This window comes from Tepidamorphus sp. 3E244, from assembly GCF_046159835.1.
Taxonomy (GTDB): Bacteria; Pseudomonadota; Alphaproteobacteria; order Rhizobiales; family Tepidamorphaceae; genus JACKJK01.
Window position 1 is genome coordinate 1,417,807 of sequence record NZ_JBJXCY010000001.1, and the last position, 26,281, is coordinate 1,444,087.

The 26,281-nt window shown below is 64.7% G+C and carries 24 protein-coding genes and 1 tRNA gene; 22 read left to right on the forward strand and 3 right to left on the reverse strand.

The features are described from left to right. Positions 1 to 131: 131 nt before the first annotated feature. The 6 genes from eno to ACKTEK_RS06700 all read left to right on the forward strand — a co-directional run bounded on the left by eno (position 132) and on the right by ACKTEK_RS06700 (position 4,482). The gene (gene eno, locus ACKTEK_RS06675; protein ID WP_409164453.1) at positions 132 to 1,415 is read left to right on the forward strand and encodes a phosphopyruvate hydratase; all 1,284 of its coding nucleotides are present in this window, start codon (positions 132 to 134) and stop codon (positions 1,413 to 1,415) included. Positions 1,416 to 1,572: 157 nt separating this feature from the next. Beyond that, entirely contained in the window at positions 1,573 to 1,869 is a 297-nt protein-coding gene (locus tag ACKTEK_RS06680; protein WP_409164454.1) for a DUF2282 domain-containing protein, read from the forward strand. A 4-nt stretch (positions 1,870 to 1,873) separates the two neighbouring features. Beyond that, positions 1,874 to 2,758, forward strand: a complete 885-nt coding sequence (locus ACKTEK_RS06685) for a DUF692 domain-containing protein (RefSeq protein ID WP_409164455.1) — start codon at positions 1,874 to 1,876, stop codon at positions 2,756 to 2,758. After that, the gene (locus ACKTEK_RS06690; protein WP_409164456.1) at positions 2,742 to 3,509 is read left to right on the forward strand and encodes a DUF2063 domain-containing protein; all 768 of its coding nucleotides are present in this window, start codon (positions 2,742 to 2,744) and stop codon (positions 3,507 to 3,509) included. The genes ACKTEK_RS06685 and ACKTEK_RS06690 overlap by 17 nt, the downstream gene beginning before the upstream one ends. Positions 3,510 to 3,543: 34 nt before the next feature. Further along, complete coding sequence (locus ACKTEK_RS06695; RefSeq protein ID WP_409164457.1) at positions 3,544 to 4,074, forward strand: DoxX family protein; 531 nt, start codon at positions 3,544 to 3,546, stop codon at positions 4,072 to 4,074. 99 nt (positions 4,075 to 4,173) lie between these two features. Continuing rightward, positions 4,174 to 4,482, forward strand: a complete 309-nt coding sequence (locus ACKTEK_RS06700; protein ID WP_409164458.1) for an FtsB family cell division protein — start codon at positions 4,174 to 4,176, stop codon at positions 4,480 to 4,482. 9 nt (positions 4,483 to 4,491) lie between these two features. Here ACKTEK_RS06700 and ACKTEK_RS06705 read toward each other — a convergent pair whose 3' ends face one another. After that, a complete protein-coding gene (locus ACKTEK_RS06705) occupies positions 4,492 to 5,520 on the reverse strand; it encodes a histone deacetylase family protein (RefSeq protein WP_409164459.1) in 1,029 nt (342 codons plus the stop codon). 147 nt (positions 5,521 to 5,667) lie between these two features. Between ACKTEK_RS06705 and ACKTEK_RS06710 the strand changes: the two genes are divergently transcribed. The 7 genes from ACKTEK_RS06710 (at position 5,668) to ACKTEK_RS06740 (ending at position 14,926) form a co-directional block, all read left to right on the forward strand. Then, a tRNA-Cys gene (locus tag ACKTEK_RS06710) sits at positions 5,668 to 5,741 on the forward strand. A 142-nt stretch (positions 5,742 to 5,883) separates the two neighbouring features. Continuing rightward, on the forward strand, positions 5,884 to 6,546 hold the full coding sequence (locus ACKTEK_RS06715) for a protein-L-isoaspartate O-methyltransferase family protein (protein ID WP_409164460.1): 663 nt from the start codon (positions 5,884 to 5,886) through the stop codon (positions 6,544 to 6,546). A 314-nt stretch (positions 6,547 to 6,860) separates the two neighbouring features. Beyond that, positions 6,861 to 8,204, forward strand: coding sequence for a TolC family outer membrane protein (locus tag ACKTEK_RS06720; protein WP_409164461.1), 1,344 nt, complete (start codon positions 6,861 to 6,863; stop codon positions 8,202 to 8,204). Between the two features lie 174 nt (positions 8,205 to 8,378). Beyond that, complete coding sequence (locus ACKTEK_RS06725) at positions 8,379 to 8,960, forward strand: PopZ family protein (protein ID WP_409164462.1); 582 nt, start codon at positions 8,379 to 8,381, stop codon at positions 8,958 to 8,960. 111 nt (positions 8,961 to 9,071) lie between these two features. Next, on the forward strand, positions 9,072 to 12,035 hold the full coding sequence (locus ACKTEK_RS06730; RefSeq protein WP_409164463.1) for a valine--tRNA ligase: 2,964 nt from the start codon (positions 9,072 to 9,074) through the stop codon (positions 12,033 to 12,035). A 361-nt stretch (positions 12,036 to 12,396) separates the two neighbouring features. Further along, entirely contained in the window at positions 12,397 to 14,121 is a 1,725-nt protein-coding gene (gene ilvD / locus ACKTEK_RS06735) for a dihydroxy-acid dehydratase (RefSeq protein ID WP_409164464.1), read from the forward strand. Further along, positions 14,108 to 14,926 (forward strand): tetratricopeptide repeat protein, encoded by an 819-nt coding sequence (locus ACKTEK_RS06740; protein WP_409164465.1) that lies wholly within the window; start codon positions 14,108 to 14,110, stop codon positions 14,924 to 14,926. The genes ilvD and ACKTEK_RS06740 overlap by 14 nt, the downstream gene beginning before the upstream one ends. Before the next feature lie 24 nt (positions 14,927 to 14,950). On the opposite strand, the gene xth is transcribed toward ACKTEK_RS06740, so the two are convergent. Beyond that, entirely contained in the window at positions 14,951 to 15,733 is a 783-nt protein-coding gene (gene xth / locus ACKTEK_RS06745) for an exodeoxyribonuclease III (RefSeq protein WP_409164466.1), read from the reverse strand. Positions 15,734 to 15,738: 5 nt separating this feature from the next. Beyond that, positions 15,739 to 16,074, reverse strand: coding sequence for an iron-sulfur cluster insertion protein ErpA (gene erpA / locus ACKTEK_RS06750; RefSeq protein WP_409164467.1), 336 nt, complete (start codon positions 16,072 to 16,074; stop codon positions 15,739 to 15,741). Between the two features lie 108 nt (positions 16,075 to 16,182). Between erpA and ACKTEK_RS06755 the strand changes: the two genes are divergently transcribed. The 9 genes from ACKTEK_RS06755 (at position 16,183) to tatB (ending at position 26,280) form a co-directional block, all read left to right on the forward strand. Then, positions 16,183 to 17,406 carry a deoxyguanosinetriphosphate triphosphohydrolase gene (locus ACKTEK_RS06755; protein WP_409164903.1) on the forward strand — a complete coding sequence of 408 codons (1,224 nt, stop codon included), beginning with the start codon at positions 16,183 to 16,185 and terminating at the stop codon, positions 17,404 to 17,406. A gap of 54 nt (positions 17,407 to 17,460) precedes the next feature. Continuing rightward, a complete protein-coding gene (gene argS / locus ACKTEK_RS06760) occupies positions 17,461 to 19,218 on the forward strand; it encodes an arginine--tRNA ligase (RefSeq protein ID WP_409164468.1) in 1,758 nt (585 codons plus the stop codon). 126 nt (positions 19,219 to 19,344) lie between these two features. After that, complete coding sequence (locus ACKTEK_RS06765) at positions 19,345 to 21,375, forward strand: SPOR domain-containing protein (protein WP_409164469.1); 2,031 nt, start codon at positions 19,345 to 19,347, stop codon at positions 21,373 to 21,375. Between the two features lie 90 nt (positions 21,376 to 21,465). After that, positions 21,466 to 22,485, forward strand: coding sequence for a beta-N-acetylhexosaminidase (gene nagZ / locus ACKTEK_RS06770; protein WP_409164470.1), 1,020 nt, complete (start codon positions 21,466 to 21,468; stop codon positions 22,483 to 22,485). Further along, entirely contained in the window at positions 22,482 to 23,258 is a 777-nt protein-coding gene (locus ACKTEK_RS06775) for a segregation and condensation protein A (protein WP_409164471.1), read from the forward strand. Before nagZ ends, ACKTEK_RS06775 begins: the two co-directional genes overlap by 4 nt. A gap of 9 nt (positions 23,259 to 23,267) precedes the next feature. Then, complete coding sequence (gene scpB, locus ACKTEK_RS06780; protein WP_409164472.1) at positions 23,268 to 24,002, forward strand: SMC-Scp complex subunit ScpB; 735 nt, start codon at positions 23,268 to 23,270, stop codon at positions 24,000 to 24,002. A gap of 87 nt (positions 24,003 to 24,089) precedes the next feature. After that, a complete protein-coding gene (locus ACKTEK_RS06785) occupies positions 24,090 to 25,223 on the forward strand; it encodes an ABC transporter ATP-binding protein (protein WP_409164473.1) in 1,134 nt (377 codons plus the stop codon). A 26-nt stretch (positions 25,224 to 25,249) separates the two neighbouring features. Further along, entirely contained in the window at positions 25,250 to 25,570 is a 321-nt protein-coding gene (locus ACKTEK_RS06790; RefSeq protein WP_409164474.1) for a twin-arginine translocase TatA/TatE family subunit, read from the forward strand. A 77-nt stretch (positions 25,571 to 25,647) separates the two neighbouring features. Beyond that, positions 25,648 to 26,280: a Sec-independent protein translocase protein TatB gene (gene tatB / locus ACKTEK_RS06795; RefSeq protein WP_409164475.1), complete on the forward strand. Its 633-nt coding sequence runs from the start codon at positions 25,648 to 25,650 to the stop codon at positions 26,278 to 26,280. Position 26,281: the final 1 nt, after the last annotated feature.

Sequence of the window (26,281 nt, forward strand, 5' to 3'; positions counted from 1 at the left end):
ACTGTGATGGCCAGATAAAGAGTGTTTCGTCTTGAACAAGACGTATCGCTGCTCCGGAAACGTTTGTCCTGCCGCGAAAATGAAATACAAGCGGCCTAATACACCGACATTCAGCCAATCTGGAGTAGGTCATGACCGAGATCGTCGACATCCACGCACGTGAAATCCTCGATAGCCGCGGCAATCCCACCGTGGAAGTGGACGTCACGCTGGAGGAGGGCTCCTTTGGCCGTGCGGCCGTGCCGTCCGGCGCGTCGACCGGTGCCTACGAGGCGGTCGAACTGCGCGACGGTGGCGAGCGCTTTCTCGGCAAGGGCGTGCTGAAGGCGGTGGAAGCGGTCAACGGCGAGATCGCCGAATCGCTGATCGGCTTTGACGCGGAAGACCAGATCGCCATCGACCAGACGATGATCGCGCTTGATGACACCGACAACAAGTCGCGGCTTGGCGCCAATGCCATCCTCGGCGTTTCGCTCGCTGTGGCCCGCGCCGCCGCCGAAGCATCCGGCCTGCCGCTCTACGCCTATGTGGGCGGTGTGAGCGCGCGCCAGCTTCCCGTGCCGATGATGAACATCGTCAATGGCGGCGCACATGCCGACAACCCGATCGACTTCCAGGAATTCATGGTGATGCCGGTTGGCGCGCCGTCTCTCTCGGAAGCCGTACGGATGGGTGCGGAAATCTTCCACACGCTTCGCAAGGAGCTGATGAACGCCGGGCACAACACCAATGTCGGCGACGAGGGCGGCTTCGCACCGAACCTGTCCTCCACCACCGAAGCGCTCGAATTCATCATGAAGGCGGTCGAAAAGGCCGGCTACAAGCCGGGCGAGGACATCATGCTCGCCCTCGACACGGCCTCCACCGAGTTCTTCGAGAACGGCAAGTACAACCTCGCCGGCGAAGGCCGCATCCTCGGCTCCGAGGAGATGGTGCGCGTCTACGAGGACCTCGTCTCCAGGTTCCCGATCATTTCCATCGAGGACGGCATGGCCGAGGACGACTGGGATGGCTGGACCGCCCTGACGCAGGCCATCGGCGACAAGGTGCAGCTTGTGGGTGACGATCTCTTCGTCACCAACACCAAGCGCCTCAAGGACGGTATCGCCATCGGTGCTGCCAACGCGATCCTCGTGAAGGTCAACCAGATCGGCACACTGACGGAGACGCTGGAAGCGGTCGAGACCGCACACAAGGCTGGCTACCGGGCCGTCATGTCGCACCGCTCCGGCGAGACGGAAGATTCCACCATCGCCGACCTCGCGGTCGCCACCAATTGCGGACAGATCAAGACCGGCTCGCTGGCGCGTTCCGACCGGCTCGCCAAGTACAACCAGCTCATTCGCATCGAAGGCGAGCTGGCTGAGCAGGGTCACTATCCGGGCATGGAAGCCTTCGGTCGGCTCACGCGCTGACCACGGCAATTCACGCCACGTCACGTCCTAGAGAGCTCACGCGTTCTTGGGTTGTTTGTGATCGGGGCGGATCGTCAAGTTTCTCTCGTGAGGCACACGACGCCTCGCCGGACAACCGGGTTCACCGGTGCCGACACACCGAGAGGAGAACGATCCGATGACGACCCCCGTCAAGACAACCGCCTTCGCCGCAGCCATCACCGCGGCGCTCGCCATGACCGCCGCCAACGCGCCGGCACAGGCCGCTGACGACATGGAGAAGTGCTACGGCGTGGCCAAGGCCGGCCAGAACGACTGCAAGGCCGGCGCCGGCACCTCGTGCGCTGGTACCTCCAAGGTCGATTACCAGGGCAATGCCTGGAAGGCCGTCCCTAAAGGGTCCTGCACCGCGATGATGGTGGAAGGCGACCGCAAGGGCTCGCTGGAGCCGCTCGAGCGCGACATGCCGGCCTGACCGGATGACCCGGCTCAACGACAAATCCTCACCGATCCCGGCGAAAGCCGGGGTCGGGTTCAAGCCCGAACATGCCAAGGCGATCTTCGCTGAAGAGAGCCCGGCCGCCGGGTGGTTCGAGGTGCACGCGGAAAACTACATGGGCGCGGGCGGACGCCCCCACGCGACGCTGACGGCGCTGCGCGAGCGCTTTCCCCTGTCGGTGCATGGCGTCGGTCTCAGCATCGGTGCCGAGACCGGCCTCAATGCCGATCACGTTGCGCGGCTTGCGCAAGTCGTGGAGCGCTACCAGCCGGGCCTCGTGTCCGAACACCTGGCGTGGTCCACTCACGACACCCACTATTTCAACGACCTGCTGCCGGTGCCCTACACCCGCGAAACGCTCGACCGCGTCGTCGCTCACGTCAGCCAGGTCCAGGACGCGCTGAAGCGCCAGATCCTGCTGGAAAACCCCTCGACATACGTGCGCTTTGAAAGCTCGACCATGAGCGAGCTGGATTTCCTCATCGAGATCGCGCGCCGCTCCGGCTGCGGGCTGCTGCTCGACGTCAACAACGTCTTCGTCTCCGCGACCAACCACGGCTATTCGCCGGAAGCCTATATCGATGCGTTCCCGCTGGCCCATGTCGGCGAAGTGCATCTTGGCGGCCACGCAGAGGACGAGGACGACATGGGCGTGCAGCTTCTCATCGACACGCATGATCGTGAGGTGATCGACCCGGTCTGGGCGCTCTACGCACGCCTCATCGGCAAGACCGGCGCGCTGCCGACACTCGTAGAATGGGACAGCGAACTTCCCGAATGGCCGGTGCTGGCGGCAGAAGCACGCCGCGCGAGCGAGGTGCTGGAACGCGCCGCAGGGCAGGGTGGCGATGTCCGCGCAGCCTGAGCCGGGCAATGGCGGCTTCATCGCCGCGCTGTTCGATCCGCAGGCGCTGCCGCCCGTGGACGTTGCCCGGTACGCCGACGGCAGTCCGGCCACCAAGCGGTTCTCGGTCTATCGCAACAATGTCATCGTCAGCCTGACGGACTATCTGGCCGAGACGTTTCCGGCGGTGCGGCGGCTCGTGGGCGATGAATTCTTTGCTGCTATGGCTGGCGTCTTCGTGCGCCGGTCGCCACCGGAAAGCCCGGTGCTGATCGAGTACGGCGCAGGGTTCGCGCCGTTCATCGAGACGTTTGATCCGGCGCAGTCGGTCCCGTACCTGGCCGACGTGGCGCGGCTGGAGGATGCGCAGCGCGTCTGCGGCCATGCTGCTGACGCGGTCCCGGCCTCGGTGGAGAGCCTAGCCGTGCTGGCTGACGCCGATCCGTCCCGCGCGTTTCTCGATCTCCATCCCTCCGCTCACATCGTCCGCTCGCAATGGCCGATTTTCTCCATCTGGCAGGCAAGTGGCGGCAAGGGTGCCGGGCCGCTTCCCAAGGGCGGCGAGAGCGTGCTGATCGTGCGCCCCGGGCTCGATGTCGAACTCTACCGCCTGCCGAAGGCGGGGGCTGCGTTCCTCCAGGCGATCGCCGCAGGAAACCCGCTCGATACGGCAATCGCCGCCGCACAAGCCGAGGAAGATGCGTTCGACCTCGCTGGCTTCCTCACGTTCCTGTTCCGCGCCGGGGCTGTTGCCGGCGTCCGGACCACCTGACCAGACATTGGAAAATCACATCGGGAGTCTCGCCATGTTCCACGCCCTGACCGCTCCAATCTCACCGGTCGCCCGCCTGATGCACAGCCTTGGAGCCGCGGGCCCGTGGGTCCTCGCTGTCGTCGCGCTGTTCCTGCGGGTCATGGCGGCGACGCCGTTCTGGAAATCCGGGCTGACAAAGTGGCAGGGCGACACCGTCATGGAGAAGCTGTTCTCCTTCGAGCTGTCGCCGTCTGTCTCCTACCTGTTTTCAAGCGAGTACAAGATCCGCCAGTTTGGCGGCGAAATCTCGCTGCCGTTCCCCGATCTTCTTGGGCTGCTGGCCTCGCTGGGCGAGGTCTGGCTGGCCGTCCTGGTGTTCCTTGGGCTGTTGACGCGGCTCGGCGCGCTGGGGCTATTCGGCATGACCATCGTCATCCAGCTGGTCTATCCCGAAGGCTTCTTCTGGCTGCACGCGCAATGGTTCGTGCTGCTTATCCTGGTGCTGGCTATCGGCCCGGGGCGCTTCTCCCTGGACTGGTTGCTGTCGCGTATGGCCGGGCAGCCAGAAGTACGCACCGCGTGAGGCGCCATTAAGCCGGGATTCACCTTGTGGTGGGCATGTTGATCCTGCACTCGCCGGCAGGCGGGGCCGTCGCCGAACCACGCCTGGTCAGGAGTTCCCGTGCCACACAGAAACGCAGTGAAGAAGCGCCGTCTGCGCATCATCTTCCCCGTCGCGGGCGTGATCGTCACGGCGTATTTCGGCTGGCACGCCTATCACGGCGCGCACGGGCTGATCGCGCGTGAAAGCCTGAAGCGCGAGGAACTGCGGCTCACCGTGCAGCTCAAGGGCCTGAAAGCACATCGCCAGTCCATCGAGTCGCACATCGCGTTGCTCGATCCCAAACAGCTCGACCCGGATTTTCTGGAAGAGCGGGCCGTCGACCTGCTGCACTTTGTTGATCCGCGCCTGCGCGAAGTGCGCGAGTAGCGCCCGCTCTCAAGCGTTCAGGAAGCCTTCCAGCACGTTCACCGCGTTGATCCCCACCGCCTCGATGGCGTAGCCGCCTTCCATCACGAACATGGCCGGAATGCCGAGACCTGCGATCCGGCGCCCGCAATCGGTGAAGTCATCCGATTCCAGCTTGAAGAAGCTGATCGGATCGTTCTTGAACGCATCAGTGCCGAGAGACACGACAAGCGCCTCCGTGCCGTGGTTGCGAATCGCATCGAGCGCGCGATCGAGCGCCTGCGACCACACGTCATAGGCGGTGCCCGGCGGCATCGGGAAGTTCGCGTTCGCGCCTTCGCCCGCGCCCTGTCCGGTTTCATCGGCGTAGCCGAGGAAATGCGGGAACGCGTCTTCCGGCTGGCCGTGAAGCGAAGCAAAGAAGACGTCCCCACGCTCGTAGAAGATGTCCTGCGTGCCGTTGCCGTGGTGGAAATCGATATCGAGGACGGCAGCCCGCTCCGCGCCTGCGTCGATGAACATCTGGGCTGCGACGGCGGCGTTGTTGAGGAAGCAGTAGCCGCCGAACATGTCGATGGCCGCGTGGTGGCCGGGCGGGCGGCACAGGGCGAAGGCCGCGTCATCGCCCTTCACGATAGCGCGCTGCGCTGCCTGCGCGCAGGCGCACGAGGAAAGCGCCGCGCGCCAAGTGCCGCGCGTGATCGCGGTTTCGCTGGCCATGGCGTAATACCCGGCCTTGCCGTCGATGTCGTTGGGGCGGCGCTGCTGCATGCGCCTTGCGGGAAACATGGTGGGAATCAGTTCGCCGCGATGGCCCGCCGCGATCCAGTCGGCCCAGGCCGTCTTCAGGAAGTCGAGATAGCCCTTGTCATGAACCTTCTCCAGCACGCCGGTGTGGCAGGGGCCAGGGTCGAGCGGCGTCGAGAAATCGCGGCCCCGAAGCCGCTCGAGTACGTATTCGACTCGGGCAGGGCGCTCGAAAGGGGTGACGAATTGGCCGCTGCTGAGTTCCGCTTGCGGGAAATGGCGCCGGTGGTCTTCGCTGAAAAAGGTTTTCATGCCGGGGAGTTTTCGATGCACTTACGTTACGGCGCAAGCCCAAGCTTGCAATTCATCGTGCCGCTGAATTAGAAAGCCTGCGCTGCAAGGCCACACCACGGCCTCATGACGCGGCAATGACCTTCGAACTTTCTTCCGTGAGAGTTGGGCCACGTGGCGGAGTGGTGACGCAGCGGACTGCAAATCCGTATACCCCGGTTCGATTCCGGGCGTGGCCTCCACGGAGGGATGTTCATCCATCCCAACAGGGAAATAGTCATTCTCGCGTGTTGCGCGGTTGAGGCGCGCGCGCTTGCACATTAAGAGAATGATCAGGGCCCGGGCTGGAAGCGTCGGGCGCAGGTCGCACGCGGGGGTGCCAAGATGAACTTTACCCAACAACGCGAACGCATGGTCGATACGCAGCTTCGACCGAACGCGGTGACGGACAACCGTATCCTAGGCGCGATGCTGAATGTCCCGCGCGAGGAATACGTGGCGTCGTCCGTGCGCGAGATGGCCTATCTCGACGAAGACCTCCCGGCAGGCGACCAGACCGGTTCCGGCCGCTACCTGATGCAGGCGATGACCTTCGCCCGTCTTCTCCAACTTGCCGACATCAGCCAAGACGATCTCGTTCTCGATGTGGGTGCGACCGGCGGCTACACGAGCGCGGTGATCGCGCGTCTTTGCAGCGCTGTCGTCGGGCTGGAAGCCAGCGAAGAGGCTGCGAACTGGGCAATCTCCAACCTGGCCGACCAGAGCGTCGACAATGTCGCCATGTTCGTCGGCCCGCTGGAGCAGGGCTACGCGGACCAGGGCCCGTATGACGTGATCGTTCTGGAAGGTGCTGTCCATGAGGTGCCGCAGGCACTCTTCGACCAGCTTCGCGAAGGCGGACGTCTTGTTGCAGTTGTGCAGGAAGGCCCGGTTGGCCGTGCGACACGCTTTGAGAAATCCGGCGGCGAGATCAGCAGCGCGGTCGCTTTCGATGCCAATATCGAGGCGCTTCAGGGCTTTGCGAAACAGCCGGAATTCGTTTTCTAGCCAATTTATAGTTAACAGAAATTAAATTCCGCTGTGGCGAAACTGCGCCACTGGCATGTGAAATGTCGTCTATGCGTTGGTGGCGGGTTGCAATTGACCAGTCACCGGCTACCTTGCCCGGATGCAGACGGGGTGGGTCTGCGCACGCGAGATTTCCATGGCTTAAGGATGGGAACCGCGCACAGGGCGGCGAGGCAGATTTTTCGCCAGCGAAAGTGTCTGCAGATCGCCGCGTTGCGGCGGGACGGGAGCAGTACGGGGTGCGTCTCTTGCAGTTTTCGAACAGGATTCGAGTGAATTTTGTGGCAGGCGCCATGGCTGCGTTCGCAGTCGTGCCGGCGCATGCCGAAACCATGTTGTCGGCGATGGCCTACGCCTATTCGGCCAACCCGACACTGAACGCTGCGCGCGCCGAAGCGCGCGCGGTTGACGAGCAGGTTGCGCAGGCGCTTTCCAACTGGCGGCCTTCCGTGACCGGCGAAGCAACCTACGGCCAGCGCTACAGCGATTCATCCGGCTCAACGGGAGGGTTCGGCGGCGGCGGCAGCTCGACAACGACGCCGGGCACCGTCGGCGTGACGATCAATCAGCCGCTCTATCGCGGCAACCGCACGGTCAATTCCACCAAGCAGGCAGAAGCCGCCGTCCGCGCCGCGCACCAGTCCCTCTACAACACCGAGCAGAACATCCTGCTGCAGGCCGCGCAGGCCTACGCGGACGTCGTTCGCGATTCGGCGATCGTGGAACTGCGCCGCAACAACCTCTCTGTTCTCGGCGAGCAACTCAACGCTTCGCAGGACCGCTTCGACGTGGGCGAAGTGACCCGCACGGACGTCGCCCAGTCGAGGGCGCGCGTCAGCTCTGCGGAATCGGCGCTCAATGCCGCGCAGGCACAGCTTCTCACCAGCCGCGCAACCTATATCCAGATCATTGGCCGCGAGCCACAGAACCTGAAGGCACCGCAGCCGTTCACGCGCCAGATCCCGCCGTCGCTCGAACAGGCGATCGCGCAGAGCCGCACGGATCACCCGGCCATCAAGGCGGCGCGCTTCTCCGAAGAATCGGCAGCCTTCGCCATCATGGTGGCTGAAGGCGCTCTGCTGCCGTCGCTCTCGCTGCAGGGAAGCATGCAGTACAACACCGAGCCATCGGCCAACGTGAACAACTCGTTCAACGCGCAGATCCTCGGCGTTCTGTCGGTGCCGATCTACCAGAACGGCTCGGAATACTCGAACGTGCGCCAGGCCAAGCAGACGCGCAGCCAACGCATGCTGCAAGTCGATGTGGCACGCGCGCAGGTGCAGGCAGCGGTCCTGTCGGCCTGGGGCGGGTTGCAGTCAGCCAATGCCTCGATTCTGTCGGCGCAGGCGCAGATCGACGCGGCGGGAATCGCGCTCGACGGCGTGCGCGAAGAAGCCCGAGTCGGCCAGCGCACGACGCTGGATGTGCTTGATGCCCAGCAGGAACTGCTCGACGCGCGCGTCTCTCGCGTCATCGCCGAGCGCGACCAGGTCGTTGCCTCGGTTTCGCTCTACGCGGCGATCGGGCGGCTTCTGGCAACGCGGATCGGCTTGCAGGTGCGCGAATACCAGCCGGAAGTGAATGCCAGGCAGGTCCGCGACAAGTGGTTCGGCCTGCGCACTTCGGACGGGCAGTAACCCTTCGTTAACCATACTTAACGACGATACCGGGTCATGAGCGGTGGAAGGCTCTTGCCCAGCCTTTTGTCCGCGCATTCGAATTGCGATAATCCGACGTCGAGTTGATTCTTTCCTTGCACGGCACGGGGCAGACCGCGCAAGGCAGGCCATGCACATGGCGGAGCGGGGCAGATGTCGAAAGCGGCGCAACAAAGCGAACCGTCGATGGAGGAAATCCTCGCTTCCATCCGGAAGATCATCTCGGATGAGAACGATGGACCCGCCGCGGCACCGGCTGCCAAGCCGGCAGAGGCTGCCGCTCCGGCGCCCGCGCCCGCAGAACCCGATCCGGAGCCGGAAGCAGCAGAAGACGCCGATGACGGCATCTTCGAACTGACCGACGAGATGGTCGCGGCCGAACCGCAAAAGGTCGAGCCGGCAGCGCCCGAGGTCGATTTCGATCTGGACGCCATGGTCGCCGAGGCAGCCGCAGAGCCCGATCCGGAACCTCAACCGGCGCCCAAGCCTCAGGCGAAGCCGTCTGCTGCCACGATAGATGCCGAGCGACTGATCTCGCCGGCGACCAATGCGGCCGTTGGTTCCGCTTTCGGCAAGCTGGCCAGCACCATCCTCAGCAAGGATTCGCACACGCTGGAAGATCTCGTGAAGGAGATGCTCCGGCCCATGCTGCAGGAATGGCTGGACGACAATCTTCCCACGCTCGTCGAGAAGCTGGTGCGCGAAGAGATTGAACGGGTCTCGCGCGGCCGATAGCGCCTTCCGGTTGACACTGCACCAGAGGCTGGGCTTTACCACCTGACGGCTCGCCGCCGCGGCTCCTCGCCGCGTGCGCACGCCGACCTTCTTCACTGGCGGTGTTTCAACATGCTCGACAAGACCTACGCGCCCGCATCCGTCGAGGCGCGCATCTATGCTGACTGGGAAAAGCAGGGCGCATTTGCAGCCGGAAGCGGCGCGAAGCCCGGCGCGGACAGTTTCTGCATCGTGATTCCGCCGCCGAACGTGACCGGCTCCCTGCACATGGGCCACGCGCTCAACAACACGCTGCAGGACATTCTCATCCGCTGGAAGCGGATGCTCGGCCTCAACGTGCTTTGGCAGCCCGGCACGGACCATGCGGGCATCGCCACGCAGATGGTTGTCGAGCGCGAACTGGCGGCCAATGGCGAGCCGTCACGCCGCGATATGGGCCGCGACGCCTTCGTCGACCGCGTCTGGCAGCAGAAATCATCGTCCGAGAACACGATCCTCGGCCAGCTCAAGCGGCTCGGCTGTTCGTGCGACTGGTCGCGCACACGCTTCACCATGGATGACGGGCTGTCGGCAGCCGTCCTCAAGGTCTTCGTGGAACTGTATCGCGAAGGGCTGATCTATCGCGGCAAGCGGCTGGTCAACTGGGACCCGAAATTCGAGACCGCCATTTCCGATCTTGAGGTCGAGAACCTCGAGGTCGACGGCCACATGTGGCACTTCAAGTACCCGCTGGCGGGCGGCGAGACCTACGAATACATCGAGAAGGACGAGGACGGTAACGAGACGCTGCGCGAGACGCGCGACTACATCTCCATTGCCACGACCCGTCCGGAGACGATGCTGGGCGACGGCGCGGTTGCGGTGCACCCCTCCGACGAGCGCTATTCCTCCATCGTCGGCAAGCTGTGCGAGATTCCTGTCGGCCCGAAGGACCAGCGCCGCCTGATCCCCATCATCACCGACGAATATCCCGACCCGGAATTTGGCTCGGGCGCGGTGAAGATCACCGGCGCGCATGACTTCAACGACTATGGCGTCGCCAAGCGAAACAGCATTCCCTGCTACCGCCTGATGGACACGCAGGCGCAGATGCGCGCCGACGGCGAACCTTATGCCGAGGCCGCCGCGACCGCGCAGAAGATCATCGAGGGGTTGCAGCTCGGCGAAGCCGAGATCGACGCCATCAACCTCGTGCCGGACGAGTTCCGCGGGCTGGATCGCTACGAGGCGCGCAACCGCGTTGTCGAGCAGATCACGGCGGAAGGCCTAGCCGTCATGGTGCCGGAAACCGATCCGCGCCTTGGCCCGGTCAAGGCGCCCCTGGCACCGGAGGAGGGCGGCGAGGTTCGCGCCGAGGTGCCGCTGGTCGAAAACAAGAAGATCATGCAGCCGTTCGGCGACCGCTCGAAGGTCGTCATCGAGCCGATGCTCACCGACCAGTGGTTCGTCGATGCCGAAAAGCTCGCCGGCCCGGCCATCGAGGCGGTGCGTGACGGGCGCACCAAGTTCGTCCCTGAGAACTGGGACAAGACCTATTACAACTGGATGGAAAACATCGAGCCGTGGTGCATCTCGCGCCAGCTCTGGTGGGGCCACCAGATCCCGGCCTGGTACGGGCCGGACGACACGGTCTTTGTTGCAGCCGACGAGGCCGAGGCACTCGATCAGGCGATCCAGCACTACCTGGCCGAGGAAGGTCCCTGGAAGGCATGGGTCGAGGAGCGCATCGACAACATCGAGCCGGGCGACATCCTGCAGCGCGACCCGGACGTGCTCGACACATGGTTCTCATCCGCGCTGTGGCCATTCTCGACGCTCGGCTGGCCGGACAAGACCGATGAACTGGAGCGCTATTACAAGACCGACGTGCTGGTCACCGGCTTCGACATCATCTTCTTCTGGGTCGCCCGCATGATGATGCAGGGGCTGCACTTCCTCGACGAGGTGCCGTTCCACACCGTCTACATCAACTCCATCGTCGTCGATAAGAACGGAAAGAAGATGTCCAAGAGTCTGGGCAACGTTCTCGACCCGCTCGAACTGATCGACGAATTCGGCGCGGATGCCACGCGCTATGCGCTGGCGAGCCAGGAGGTGCAGGCCCGCCGCACGCTGCGCATGTCCGATCAGGCGGCCGCCGGCGGCCAGCGCTTCGGCACCAAGCTGTGGAACGCTGCCCGCTTCACCGAAATGAATGGTTGCGAGCGCGTGGACGGGTTCGACCCGCAGGCGACCACGGTCGCGCTCAATCGCTGGATCATCGGCGAACTGGATGCAGCCGTCGCGTCGGTCACGGCAGCGCTGGAGGCCTACCGCTTCAACGACGCGGCGAACGCGATCTACCGCTTCATCTGGAACACCTATTGCGACTGGTTCCTGGAACTCGCCAAGCCCGTTCTGATGGGCGAGGATGGCGCGGCGAAGGACGAGACGCGCGCGACCACTGCGCATGTACGTGACGAGATGCTGAAGCTGCTGCATCCCATCATGCCTTTCATCACCGAGGAACTGTGGCAAAGCGCCGATGGTGCCAAGCCGGGCGACACCGCGCTCATCCAGGCCGAATGGCCGGTTGCGACGGGCCGCGTGGACGAGGGCGCCAAGAGCGAGATTGACTGGGTCATCGATCTGATTTCCACCGTCCGCTCGGTTCGCACGGAACTGAACGTGCCGGCGGGTGCCAAGGTGCCGCTGGTCTTCGTAGCGGCGAACGACACCACGCGCGAGCGCTTCACCCGCAACGAAGAATCCATCCTGCGCCTGGCGCGGCTGGAATCGGTCGGGTTCGCCGACGCCGCGCCGGAAGGCTCGGTCCAGCTGGTGGTTGGCGAGGCGACCGTAGCGCTCGTGCTCAAGGAACTGGTGGACGTTGCAGCCGAAACCGCACGCCTCACCAAGGAGCGCGGCAAGCTGGAGAAGGAAGCGGGCGGGCTTGAAAAGAAGCTTTCCAACGAGGGCTTCCTCGCCAAGGCGCCGGAAGAGGTGGTCGACGAGCAGCGCGAGCGGCTCGCCGAGGCACAGGGGCGTCTGGCCAAGGTCGATGAGGCAATCGGGCGGCTGAAGTCGCTCGGCTGACACCATCCATGCGGTTGACGCGTTGCAGGTTTGCAACAGCGTCAACCATTACAAACGATCGTCCCAGCCTCGCCGCAATGCGCCGCGATTGCGCCACAATACCGCGCGTAATCGTTGCTATCTGCAGTGCTGAGCTGCTGTCGTGTTGTCGCCGTCGGGCTTTCGGCTGACACCGCGCGGGAGGGATCACCCATCACCGGGCAGGCTATGTTGCGCGCTTGCAACGCTGCATCGGGAAGGAGCAAGGCACCTGCGGTTTGCCTTGCCGATGGCATTTTCACCGTGGCAGGACAGCAGGCAGATTGCGCCAAATCCGCGCACGTTGTGCGGGTGCGCGTTTGCGTATGAGGGATATTGCGTCGTGGACGCCAAAACATTCGACAAGAGCCGCCTACCGAGCCGCCACGTGACGGAGGGGCCGGACCGTGCCCCGCACCGTTCGTTTCTCTATGCCATGGGCCTCACCGAAGAGCAGATTCACCAGCCGCTGGTTGGCGTGGCGAGCTGCTGGAACGAGGCTGCGCCGTGCAACATTTCGCTGATGCGCCAGGCGCAGGCCGTGAAGAAGGGCGTTGCGGCGTCTGCCGGCACCCCGCGCGAATTCTGCACCATCACCGTGACCGACGGCATCGCCATGGGCCACCAGGGCATGAAGGCGTCGCTCGTCTCGCGTGACACGATTGCCGACTCTGTCGAACTCACCATGCGCGGCCACTGCTACGACGCGCTCGTCGGCCTCGCAGGCTGCGACAAGTCGCTGCCGGGCATGATGATGTCCATGGTGCGCCTCAACGTGCCGTCGATCTTCATCTATGGCGGTTCCATCCTTCCCGGCACCTTCCGTGGCCGTCCCGTGACGGTTCAGGACGTGTTCGAGGCCGTCGGCCAGCATTCGGTCGGCAACATGGACGATGAAGCCCTGCACGAGCTGGAAATGGCGGCTTGCCCGTCTGCCGGTGCGTGCGGCGCGCAGTTCACCGCCAACACCATGGCCTGCGTCAGCGAGGCCATCGGCCTTGCCATGCCGTATTCCTCCGGTGCGCCTGCGCCCTACGACCTGCGCGATGCCTTCTGCATGGCGGCTGGCCGCCAGGTGATGAACCTGGTGCGCAACAACATCCGCGCCCGCGACATCGTAACCCGCGAAGCGCTGGTCAACGCGGCGGTCGTCGTCAGCGCCACGGGCGGCTCCACCAATGCGGGCCTGCACCTTCCGGCCATCGCGCACGAGTGCGGCATCGACTTCGACCTGCTCGACGTTTGCGAAATTTTCAGGCGGACGCCGTATATCGCTGACCTGAAGCCCGGCGGCAAATACGTCGCCAAGGACCTGTACGAGGTCGGCGGTATCCCGCTCGTCATGCGCACGCTGCTCGACGGCGGCTACATGGACGGCAAGTGCATGACGGTCACCGGACGCACCATGGAAGAGAACCTGGCCAGCGTTAAGTGGAACGACGAGCAGGATGTCGTGCGCCGTCACGACAACCCGATCACCGAGACCGGTGGTGTCGTCGGCCTGCAGGGCAACCTTGCTCCCGATGGCGCGATCGTGAAGGTCGCCGGCATGGCCAAGCAGGTCTTCTCCGGCCCGGCGCGCTGCTTCGACTCCGAGGAAGAGTGCTTCGCCGCCGTCAAGGATCGCAAGTACAAGGAAGGCGAGGTTCTCGTCATCCGCTACGAAGGCCCCAAGGGCGGCCCCGGCATGCGCGAAATGCTGTCGACCACTGCCGCGCTCTACGGGCAGGGCATGGGCGACAAGGTCGCGCTCATCACCGATGGCCGGTTCTCCGGCGCAACTCGCGGCTTCTGCATCGGCCACGTTGGCCCGGAAGCCGCCGTTGGCGGGCCGATCGGCCTTATCCGCGATGGCGACATCATCGAAATCGACGCCACGACGGGCAAGCTGGACGTGCGGCTGTCCGACGAGGAACTGAACAAGCGGCGCGAGGCCTGGACCGCGCGCACCAATGACGGGACCTCGGGCGTGCTGTGGAAGTACGCCCAGCAGGTCGGTCCGGCACGGGCAGGCGCGGTCACCCATCCCGGCGGCGCCGCCGAGGTAAAGTGTTATGCGGACGTGTAATCGAGTTCTGGGTTCTGCGTTGCTGGTTGCCTCGCTGACGCTTAGCGGCGTCATTGCGAGCCAGCCGGCATGCGCCGACGACTACCCTGAGCTGAGCGAAGATGTCGGCCCGGTGAAGGCGTTCCGCTTCGGCGCGCGCGCCTACCTGTCCGGTGACTTCCGCTATGCGCTCAAGGCGCTGGAGCACGCCGCCAAGGCAGGCCACGCCATCGCCATCTGGAAGCTCGGCAAGATGTATGCCGACGGTGACGGCGTGGACGAGGACGACCAGCGCGCCTTCGACTACTTCCGCCAGATCGCCAACGCGCATGCCGACGACAACCCGCATTCGCAGATGGCGAGCGTCTACTCCAACGCCTTCGTGCAGCTTGGCAACTATTACAAGGCCGGCATTCCGGGCAGCCAGGTCGAGCAGAACTACGGCGAGGCGGCGCGCATGTACATGCACGCGGCGACCTATTTCGGCGATGCCGACGCGCAGTACGAGCTGGCCCGCATGTATCTCGACGGCAGCGGTGTGCCGCGCGACCCGGCGCAGTCCATCCGCTGGCTGTATTCGGCTGCCAAGAAGGAGCATGTCGCCGCACAGGCGCTGCTGGGTGACCTGCTGATCTCCGGCGCGGACGTTCACGCCCGCCCGGTGGAAGGCCTCAAGTGGCTGCTGATTGCCAAGAACAAGGCAGGCCCCGCCGACCGTGACTGGGTGCTGTCGCTGCACTTCAAGGCGATGCAGGCAACCAGCGCCGACCAGCAGAGCGCAGCCGAAACCGCCGCCAATGCGTGGATTTCGTCCGCCGCGCAGTAGGTTTTGAAGACTTGGCCTGAACCCTCAGGCCGCGATTTCCGCAATGACCGGCACGTGATCCGACGGCTTCTCCCAGCCGCGCACGTCCTTGTCGATCTCCACGCCCTGGAGCAGGTCGGCGGCCTGCGGCGAGAGCATCAGGTGGTCGATGCGGATGCCGTTGTTCTTCTGCCAGGCGCCAGCCTGATAATCCCAGAAGCTGTAATTGCCGGGTGAGGCGTCGCAGGCGCGGAAGGCATCCGTGAAGCCGAGCGCCGTCAATTCCCGGAACAGCCCGCGAGACTGCGGCTGGAACAGCGCGTCGTCGCGCCAGTTCTCCGGGTGGCGGGCATCTTCCGGCATCGGGATGACGTTGTAATCACCCGCCAGCACCAGCGGCTGTTCCTGTTCAAGGCTGTCGCGGGCATGGTCGATGAGACGGCGCATCCAGGCGAGCTTGTAATCAAACTTCTCGGTGCCCAGCGGATTGCCGTTGGGCAGGTAGAGCGATGCGATGCGCACCGCGCCGTTGTCGGTTGAAACCGTCGCCTCGATGTAGCGGGCCTGTTCATCGCTGTCGTCGCCGGGCAGGCCGCGCGTCACGTCCTCCAGCGGGCGCTTGGAGAGCAGGGCGACGCCGTTGAAGCTCTTCTGGCCGTGAGTCTCGACATTGTAGCCGAGCCGCTCGATGGCCTCGCGCGGCACGGTCTCGTCCATGCTCTTGAGTTCCTGCAGACACACGACATCGGGCTGCCGGTCCTCAAGCCAGGCGCAGACATTGTCGATGCGCGACTTGATGCCGTTGACGTTCCACGTGGCGATGCGCATGCCGGTCAGATCGAGAAGCTGGTGCCGCAGCCGCAGGACGCGGTCGCGTTCGGGTTCTTTACCTGGAAGGACTGGCCGATCAGGTCGTCGACAAAGTCGATTTCCGACCCTTGCAGGTACATGAGCGAGACAGAATCGACCAGCACGGCGATACCGTCCTTCTCGATCACCAGATCGTCGTTCTCACGCTCCTTGGTGAGATCGAATTCATACTGGAAGCCCGAGCATCCGCCGCCCGACACGGCCACGCGCAGGCACGTGCCTTGCGGCTCACCGGCAATGATCTTGCCGATGCGGCGGAATGCGCGGTCGCTGACGGTAACTGTTTCCGGATTTGTCACGAATGATGCCTTTCGACTGGTGCCGGGCGCTTCGAGTCGACCCGCACCTGTGAACAGGGTTAAACGTAAGATCGCGCGGGCCGGAGTCAATCCGGCTGCCTCAGCTTCATTCGGACGGATCGCTTGCAGTTCAACTCACACGGCCTCGCGCCCTATGCCTCGCAGGACGCGGACAGCAAGGGGAGGCTCGTCTCCGAGCCAACCAGCCCGACACGCAGCGAATTCCAGCGCGACCGCGACCGGATCATCCATTCCGCGGCGTTTCGCAGGCTCCAGTTCAAGACGCAGGTTTTCGTCTTGCATGAAGGAGACCATTTCCGCACCCGCCTGACCCACACCATCGAGGTGGCGCAGGTGGCGCGCTCCATCGCGCGCAATCTGAAGCTGGACATCGATCTCGCCGAGGCCATCGCGCTGGCTCACGACCTTGGTCATTCGCCGTTCGGCCATGCAGGCGAACGGGCGCTGGACGCGAAGATGCAAGGGTACGGCGGGTTCGACCACAATGCCCAATCGCTGCGCGTCGTCACTCGGCTGGAGCGCCGATACGCGGGCTTTGACGGGCTGAACCTCACGTGGGAGACGCTGGAAGGCATCGTCAAGCACAACGGGCCGCTGCTGGATGCGCACGGCAACCCGGCTGGCGACTACGCGGGCAAGACGATTCCCGGCGCCATCACCGAGTTCGATGCGCTCTTCCCGCTGCGGCTGGACAGCTTTGCCTCGCTGGAAGCGCAGGCAGCCGCCGTCTCCGACGATATCGCCTACAACGCCCATGATGTGGACGATGGTTTGCGGGCCGGGCTGTTCACGCTGGACGACATTGCAGGCGGCGTCGAGATCGTCGGCATGATCGTGCGCGAGGTCGACCGGATCTACCCGCATCTCGACAGGGCGCGCCGCATTCACGAGACCTTCCGCCGCCTCATCACCATCGCCATCGAGGACGTGCAGAAGACGGCCGCATCGCGGCTCGGAAAACTGCACCCGGCCAGTGCCGAGAGCGTGCGGGCCACTGACGCGGCCATCATCGGCTTTTCGGATTCCTTCCTGAAGGAGGTCGCCGTCCTGCGCACGTTCCTGTTCGAGCGCATGTACCGGCACCCGCACGTCAACGCGACGATGAACGCGGCAGCTGGCATAATCGGCGACCTGTTCGACACTTATTTCGCCGATACAGAATTGATGCCGCAGGACTGGCGGGCAGGGACGGCGCAGATGGACGAGACGCGCCGCGCGCGCCGCGTGGCCGACTACATTGCCGGCATGACCGACAGATACGCCATTTCCGAGCACCGCAGACTGTTTGACCACACGCCGGATTTGCGTTAGGCGGCGCCAACACAAGGCTGCGCCACCGCGGCCCGACCCTTAAGGTACATTTTGATGGACGTTTTCAAGGACTTCGCCGGGCGCGTCGAGCGCGCCGTTGCCGCGCTGGCGGCCGAGCGGGGCACCACGCTTCCCGACGGGCTACGCATAACCGTCGAACCGCCGCGCGATGCAACCCACGGCGATATCGCAACAAACGCCGCGATGCTGCTCGCAAAACCCTTTGGCGCAAAGCCGCGCGACATCGCCGAGGCGCTCGCCCCGAAGCTTGAAGCCGACGACGTGCAGGCCATCGACATTGCCGGGCCGGGCTTTATCAACCTGCGCCTGTCGGACAGCTACTGGCAGCACATGCTCTCGACCATCGTGAGCGCTGGCACCGACTACGGCATCTCCGACATGGGCGGTGGCGAGAAGGTCAACGTGGAGTTCGTGTCCGCCAATCCGACGGGGCCGATGCATGTCGGCCATTGCCGTGGCGCGGTCGTGGGCGATGCCCTTGCGGGCCTTCTGGCGCGTGCCGGCTTTGACGTGACGCGCGAGTACTACATCAACGATGCCGGCGCGCAGGTCGATGTCCTGGCCCGTTCCGCGTACATGCGCTACCGCGAAGCTTGCGGCGAGGATATCGGCGAGATCCCCGAGGGGCTTTATCCCGGCGATTACCTCAAGCCGGTTGGTGCGATGCTGCGCGAGGCACATGGTGACGCACTTCTCGGCAAGCCCGAAGGCGAGTGGCTCGCCACCGTGCGGCAGACCACGATCGACGCCATGATGGAGATGATCCGCGCCGATCTGGCGGAACTCGGCATCGTGCACGACGTGTTCTTTTCGGAGCAGACGCTCATCAACGGCCCCGACGGCGACCTCGTGGCCGAGACGATTGCCGACCTGCGGGACCGCGGCCTGATCTACGAAGGCCGTCTGCCGCCGCCCAAGGGGCAGCTCCCCGAAGACTGGGAAGACCGCGAGCAGACGCTGTTCAAGGCGACCGAGTTCGGTGACGACGTCGACCGTCCGCTGATGAAGTCGGACGGCTCCTACACCTATTTCGCCAACGACATCGCCTACCACCGCAACAAGTACCTGCGCGGCTACATGCGCCAGATCGACGTCTGGGGCGCCGACCACGGTGGCTACGTCAAGCGGATGACGGCTGCGGTGAAGGCGATCAGCAACAGCGAGGCCTCGCTCGAAGTGCGGCTGTGCCAGCTCGTGAAGCTGTTCCGAGCCGGTGAGCCGGTGCGCATGTCGAAGCGTTCCGGCGACTTCATCACACTGCGCGACGTGACCGATGAAGTCGGGCGCGACGTGGTGCGTTTCATGATGCTGATGCGCAAGTCCGACGCGCCGCTCGACTTCGATTTCGCCAAGGTGGTGGAGCAGTCAAAGGACAACCCGGTCTTCTACGTGCAGTATGCGCACGCCCGCGCCAAGTCGATCTTCCGCAACGCCGCCGAAGCCTTCCCGGCGATCTCGTTCCCGCTTGCGCCGCTTGAGCCGGGCGATCTGGACGCGGTCGCGGAAGAGCCCGACCTGGCGCTCGTTCGCCAGCTGGCGGCCTTCCCCAGACTGATCGAAGGTGCCGCTGAAGCAGGCGAGCCGCACCGCCTTGCATTCTACCTTTATGACCTCGCCAGCAGCTTCCACGGCTTGTGGGCGCTGGGCAAAGACATGCCACAATTACGTTTTATTCACGAAAATAACGAACAACTAACCAAGGTTCGATTGCATCTCGTAGCTGCCGTGGCGAACGTGACCGCGGCAGGGTTGGGCGTACTCGGGGTCAGGCCTGCTGAAGAGATGCGATGATGACCTCAGCCGGTCGCGTTTTTGGGGAAACGACGCTCGAGGCCCCATGAAACACCGGCAAATCGTGGCGAATCCGGCGTTCTTGCCGTTTCACGCCGTGCGATTATGCATGAGAGGACATTGCGTATGACGCATGATCGATCCACCGGGGGAGAAGACACGCTTTTCGCCGATCTGGAGCGCGAGCTCGATTCGGCACAGTCTTCCAACACTCCGCAGCCTGAGGCACCGTCCGACGATCCGTTGGCGGAACTTGCCCGGCTGATCGAATCCAGCAAGGGCCAGCCGGCGAAACCCGGCGCGCCGCAGCCGGCACCCGCCAGCCAGCCGCGGGCCAGCCATCCCGCTGCAAGCCACCCGGCTGCGAGCCATCCGGCCGCCGGCGGAGCCGACAGCATCGCGCAACCGCCGCGCCCGCCCCAGCCGCAGGCACGTCCGGCGGCACCGCCCCCGCCGCCGAAGCCCGAACCGGCTGCTTCGGTCGCCTATGAAGACGATCTCACGGCACAGCTGGAAGCCTCGCTCCAGGGCATGGACTTCTCGGCCGGGTCTGACCCGTTCGCCCATCCCGGCGACACCGCAAGTGACATGGTTGCGCCCGAGCGTCCCGCGCCGAAGCCAGCCCAGCCGCGCGTCCACGCCGCGCCCGCGCGCCCCGCGCCGCAGCCCGAGCCGGAAGACGATGATCCGTTCGCGAGCCTTGAAAGCGCGCTGAGCCAGGTGGTTGCCGAAAGCACCCCGCAGGCAGCGCCCGCATCGCGCCCGGCCATTGCCGCGAGCGCCAGTGCCAACCCGTACGCCGCGCACTCCCAGTACGATGAAGGCTACCAGTCGAGCTATGACGACCTGGAGCCCGGCGTTCAGTACGAGGACGGTGCGCCGGAATTTGAAGACGTCGACGAGCATGGCTCGCCCTATGATGATGACTACGAGTACGACGATGAACCGCGCTCGCGCCGTGGCGTCTACATCGTCGGTGCGCTGCTTGGCCTCGTGATCGTTGGCGGCGCGGCTGCCTACGGCTTCAAGGCCGTCATGGGTGGCGGCGGGGACGATGTTCCCTTCGTTGCCGCTTCCGATGAGCCTGTGAAGACCACGCCGGAGGCGACCGACCAGTCGGGTTCGTCCCAGCAGGGCAAGCTCGTCTATGACCGCATCGGCGGCAACAGCGACGATCCCGACGACAGCCAGATCGTCTCGCGTGAAGAACAGGTCGCCGTGAATAATGATGGCCGCGCCGTTCGCGTGATTTCGGGCGAGGGTGCTCCGCCGACTCCGAACGTCGAGTCAGACGAGGATTCCCGCCGCGTTCGTACGCTGACCGTGCGTCCCGACGGGCAGATCGAAACACCCCCGCCGGCGCCGCGCGCGCCCGAGCCGGAACCCCAGCAGATCGTTCAGCAGCAGCCGGCAGGCCAGGCCCCGACTTCGGGTCAGGCCGCACCGGGCAACCAGCCCGTCGCCGTGGCCCCGTCCGCAGCGCCGCCGCCGGTTCCCTCTGCTGTTGCGACCAACACCGGTCAGAACAGCCAGCCGCCGTCGCAGCTTGATGTGGTGCGTCAGAACGCCCAGCAGCAGGCCCAGAGCCAGGGTGTGCCGCTGCCGCTGACGCGTCCGTCCACGAGCCAGCAGGACCAGGGCCAGACCCCGGTCGCGGTTGCACCGGCACAGATTCCGCAGGCACCGCCCGCGGCGATCCCGCAGGCACCGCGCCAGGTTCCGCAAAGTGTGCGCATTTCGCGACGTGGCTCCGACGATGCCGCAGCACCTGTCATCGCTTCGCAGCCCCAGCAGACGCAGATCGCGCAGGCGCCCCAGTCCGTGCCGGTCGCCGTTGCCCCGCAGCAGCAGGCACCTGCCGCCGCGCCGCAGCAGCAGGCCAGCGTTTCGCAGCAGGCCGCCGCGCCGATCACCTCGGGCTATGTCGTGCAGATCGCTTCCAGCCGCAGCGAGGATGATGCCCGCTCGGCCATCGGTCGCGTCGAAGGGCAGGCCGGAAGCGCGCTGAATGGCTATCGCGGGCAGGTCCAGCGTGCCGATCTCGGCAGCCGTGGCGTGTTCTACCGCGCAGCCTTCGGGCCGATGCAGTCCATGTCGGAAGCGACGTCTGTCTGCAATCGCCTGAAGTCGAACGGGATCGACTGCTTCGTTCGCTAAGCTCGCGCGGGTTTGCCCGCAGCGAGAACCAGATTGTGCAAAGGCGGTGGCGTCGCTTGACGCTGCCGCCTTTGTGCGTCTAATCCGATTGTGGCCATTTTCTCCTACATCAGCGGCGTTGCCGGCACCGAACTGACCGAAACGGAGCGCGCGCTCTTCAGAGAGCGTCCCCCGTGGGGCGCGATCCTGTTTGCCCGCAATATTGCCGATCCCGATCAGGTCCGTGCGCTGGTCACCTCCATCCGTGAGATTCTGGGCCGCGAGGATGCCCCCGTCCTGATTGACCAGGAGGGAGGCCGCGTACAGCGTTTGCGCCCGCCGCACTGGCCGGAATATCCGCCAGCCAGCGTCTATGCCGACATCTTCGACGACGACAGTGACGCCGGGCACCGCGCCGCGTGGACTGGCGGGCGGCTGATCGGCGAGGACCTGCACGAGCTCGGCATCAACGTCGATTGCCTGCCTGTCGCCGACATCAGCTTCCCCGAAACCCATGACGTGATCGGCGATCGCGCCTATGGCGATTCGCCTGAAAAGGTCATCGCACTGGCAACTTCCGCCGCCGAAGGCCTGATGCAGGCGGGTGTTCTGCCGGTTCTCAAGCATATTCCCGGGCATGGCCGCGCGAAGTCCGACAGCCACAAGGAGCTGCCCATCGTCACCGCCAGCCGGACGCGGCTGGAGACAATGGACTTCGCAGCCTTTGCAGGTCTGCACCACCTGCCGATGGCGATGACCGCCCACGTCGTCTACACGGCGATCGACCGCGACAACTGCGCCACGAATTCCCGCAAGGTCATTCGCGAGATCATTCGCGGCGATATCGGCTTCGATGGACTGCTGATGAGCGACGATCTGTCGATGAAGGCGCTCACCGGAGCGTTCGAGGAGCGTGCCGCGCAGGCGCTGGATGCCGGTTGCGACATCGCGCTCCACTGCAACGGCGATATCGACGAGATGCGAGCGGTTGCTGCCGGCTCGCGCGTTCTGGCCGGCGATTCGGCTGACCGGGCCGAGCGCGCCATGAAGCAGGCAGTCCGGCGCAGTTGCGACACGCACGCACTGCGTGAAACGTTCCGCGCGCTGACCGGCTACGGGGTGGCGTCGTGACGAACGTTTTCGAGGAAGACGTCGCCACCAAGCCTCCCGAAGAGGGCACGCCGCTCATCGTCGACCTCGAAGGCTTCGAAGGTCCGCTTGACCTGCTGCTGGCGCTGGCGCGCACCCAGAAGATCGATATTGCGAAGATGTCGATCCTGGCGCTCGCCGAGCAGTATCTCCATTTCATCCAGCAGGCCCGCCAGCTTCGCCTGGAGCTCGCCGCCGACTATCTCGTCATGGCGGCTTGGCTCGCCTACCTGAAATCGCGCCTGCTACTGCCCGAACCCGAGGACGATGAGCCGACGGGCGAGGAACTCGCCGAAGTGCTGGCGTTCCGCCTGCGGCGGCTTGAGGCCATGCGCGAGGCGGCCGCCAAGCTGATGAACCGCAACCGGCTCGGGCGCGACGTGTTCGCGCGCGGCCAGCCGGAAGGCGTGACGTCGATCCGCAAGAGCGAATGGGAAGCCGACCTCATCGACTTGCTGAAGGCCTATGCCGAACGCCGCCAGCGGGCCGCGCCGCGCACCTACGTGATGCGCAACCGCGACGTCTGGCAGCTCGGCGAAGCACGTGCGGCGCTCACGCGGCTTCTGGGGCCAATTGCCGAATGGACGCCGATTGACCGTATCCTGGCAGAGTACATGGGCGAGGGGCCAAAGCGCGGCACCGTGCTGGCCACGGGCTTTGCCGCGAGCCTTGAACTGGTTCGCGAAGGCATGGCGGAGGTGCGGCAGGACAGGCACTTCGCGCCGCTCATGTTACGGTCGGCACGCAGCGAGTAGAGTTTGGACATGGCGAAACCCGACAACGACGAACGCGCAGTGACAGGCGAGGCCGGTTCTCTCGGCGAGAACGTGACGGTGCTGACCACGCACGCCACGCAACTGCGCATGGTCGAGGCGCTGCTGTTTGCCGCCAGCGAGCCGCTGGATGAAGCCTCCATCGCCGCCCGCATGCCGGAAGGCTGCGACGTGCCGAAACTGCTGGAGGAGCTGCGCGAGGACTATTCGCGGCGCGGCGTGAACCTCGTGCGCTCCGGCAACGCCTGGCGGATGCGCACGGCAGACGATCTCGCCTTCCTGCTCCGCATGGACAAGGTCGAGCAGAAGAAGCTCTCGCGCGCAGCCCTCGAAACACTGTCGATCATCGCCTACCACCAACCGATTACGCGCGCCGAGATCGAGGAGGTGCGCGGCGTCTCGCTGAGCCGCGGCGTTCTCGACGTGCTGCTGGATACTGGCTGGATCCGCATGCGCGGCCGCCGTCGCACCCCCGGTCGGCCGGTCACCTACGGGACAACACCGGATTTCCTCGACCATTTCGGTCTGGAGAACATTCGCGATCTGCCCGGAATCGACGAGATGAAGGCGGCGGGCTTCCTCCAGACCGATATTCCCGACCACCTCAAGGTGCCGGTGCCAAACGACGATGAGGCGCTGGCAGCTGACGAGGATCCGCTCGACGAAGAAGGTACCGATGCCGAGTTCGCCGAACTCGCAGATGAAGACGACGCTCCGACGCAGTAACGCCAGCCCTCAAGCTTTTCCTTGCATTTGGCGGCGTCAGGCGCGATTGCCTCGGTGCAAGAGCGTTTCAGGTAGCCAGGTTTGCGTATGACCCCAGCAGCGACGAAAGAACGCCCCCCGGAACCGGCTGGCCGGGCAAAGGCACGCACGCGTGCCGGCGCAAGCATCGCGGCGGAGGTTTCCTTTGCCGGTGTGTGCCATGCCTACGGTGCCGTGCCCTCGCTGCGCGGGGTCGATCTCGACATCGCGCCTGGCGAGGTGATCTGCCTGCTCGGTCCCTCCGGTTGCGGGAAATCGACCTTGCTGCGGCTGACGGCCGGTCTCGACGCGGTCACAGCCGGCGCGATCCGCATCAACCGGCGCGACGTCTCCTCGACCAAGCTGACTGTGCCGCCTGAAAAGCGTGGCGTCGGCCTGATGTTTCAGGACTACGCGCTGTTTCCCCACCTGACGATCCTCAAGAACGTCATGTTCGGCCTGCGCGAACTGTCGCGCGCCGACGGCGAACGCGAGGCGATGAATGCGCTGTCGCGCGTCGGTCTCGATTCGTATGCCCGGCAATATCCCCATGCGCTTTCGGGTGGCGAGCAGCAGCGCGTTGCGCTGGCGCGCGCCATCGTGCCGCGCCCGAGCGTGTTGCTGATGGACGAGCCGTTCTCCGGCCTCGACAAGCGGCTTCGGGATTCGGTGCGTGACGACACGCTGTCGGTGATGCGCGAGACGCGCGCGACCGCGATGCTGGTGACGCACGACCCCGAAGAGGCCATGCGCATGGCCGACCGGATCGTGCTCATGCGCGAGGGGCGAATTGTCCAGATCGGCACGGCGCTCGAGCTCTACAATCAGCCCAACGACATCTACGCTGCGCGCTTCTTTTCGGAGGTGAACGAACTTGCCGGAACCATCCATGATGGGATGGTCGATACGCCGGTGGGACGGTTTGCCGCGCCGGGGCTGGAGGAGGGGCAGCGGGTCACGGTCTGCATCCGACAGCAGGGCATCGAGCCGGTGGGTGACGCCGAGACCATCGGAACAGTGCCCAGCGTCGTCGGGCGCGTTCTGGCCCGCCGCTTTCTCGGAGAGGTGGATATCCTTGAACTTGCCTTGGAAGGACTCGACCAGACGCTGACCGCAAGGGCGCGAAACGTCGGCGATCTGGCGGTGGGTGGTGACATCCGGATACGGGCCAACCCGCAGGACGTGCTGGTATTTCCCGCCTGAAATTTCAGCGTTAATCAGACGAATGAATGGGCATGAAGGTGTGTTGCGACAATGCGTTGCGCCCTATATCTTCGCCCACAACGATTTTTCCAGTTTCCAGGGAGTACCCGGTCATGATGCCGAGTTGGTTTCAAATTCTGCTTGTCGTCGTCTTGCTCGTGCTGCTGTTCGGCCGCGGCAAGATTTCCGAGCTGATGGGCGATGTCGCGAAGGGCATCAAAAGCTTCAAGCAGGGCATGTCGGACGACGATGACGCGACTGCTGACGTGCCTGCCGAATCCAAGACGATCGACCATCAGCCGACCGAAACCGTGAAGCCGGCCAAGGCCAAGACGAAGGTCAGCTAAGGCACTTGCAGGTTCGCGAAACCGGGGACAGCAGCGCGCACTGAGTGAAACTCGCCGCGCTGCGTCATGGAAGGCGCATGTTCGATATCGGCTGGACGGAAATGGTGGTGCTCGCCGTGGTCGCGATCCTTGTGGTCGGGCCGCGCGAGTTGCCGCGCATGTTGCGCTCGATTGGCCAGATCGTTGGCAAGCTCAAGCAGATGAGTGGTGAATTCAAGCGCCAGTTCAATGACGCGCTGAAGGAAGCCGAGCTCGACGATATCAAGTCGAGCATCGACAGCGCCAAGAGCGCGATCCCGAAGAACCCGATGAAGCAGGGCTTCGACAGCCTGACAAAGACCGGGAACGAGGTGAAGTCGGCCATCGAGACGCCAAGCATGGCCAACCAGAAGTCGACCCCGCCCAAGCCCGCTGCCAGTGCCACGACCGGCTCCGCGACGCCGAATGCTGCCGGCGCTGCCGGTACCACGGCGGTTGCGACCTCTTCCAAGGCCAAGGTTTCGGCGAGCGCGGCCGACAAGAAGCCCGCCACAACGACCGGAACAAAGGCGGCAGCGGCAAAGCCGGCGGCATCGAAGCCCGCGGCGAAAAAGCCTGCTGCGACGAAGAAGCCTGCCGCCGCCAAACCTGCTGCCAAGGCGACGAAGACGACCAGCAAGCCCAAGCGCACCTCCACGGCGAAAACGCCGGCGAGCGGCGCCAAGAGCTGAA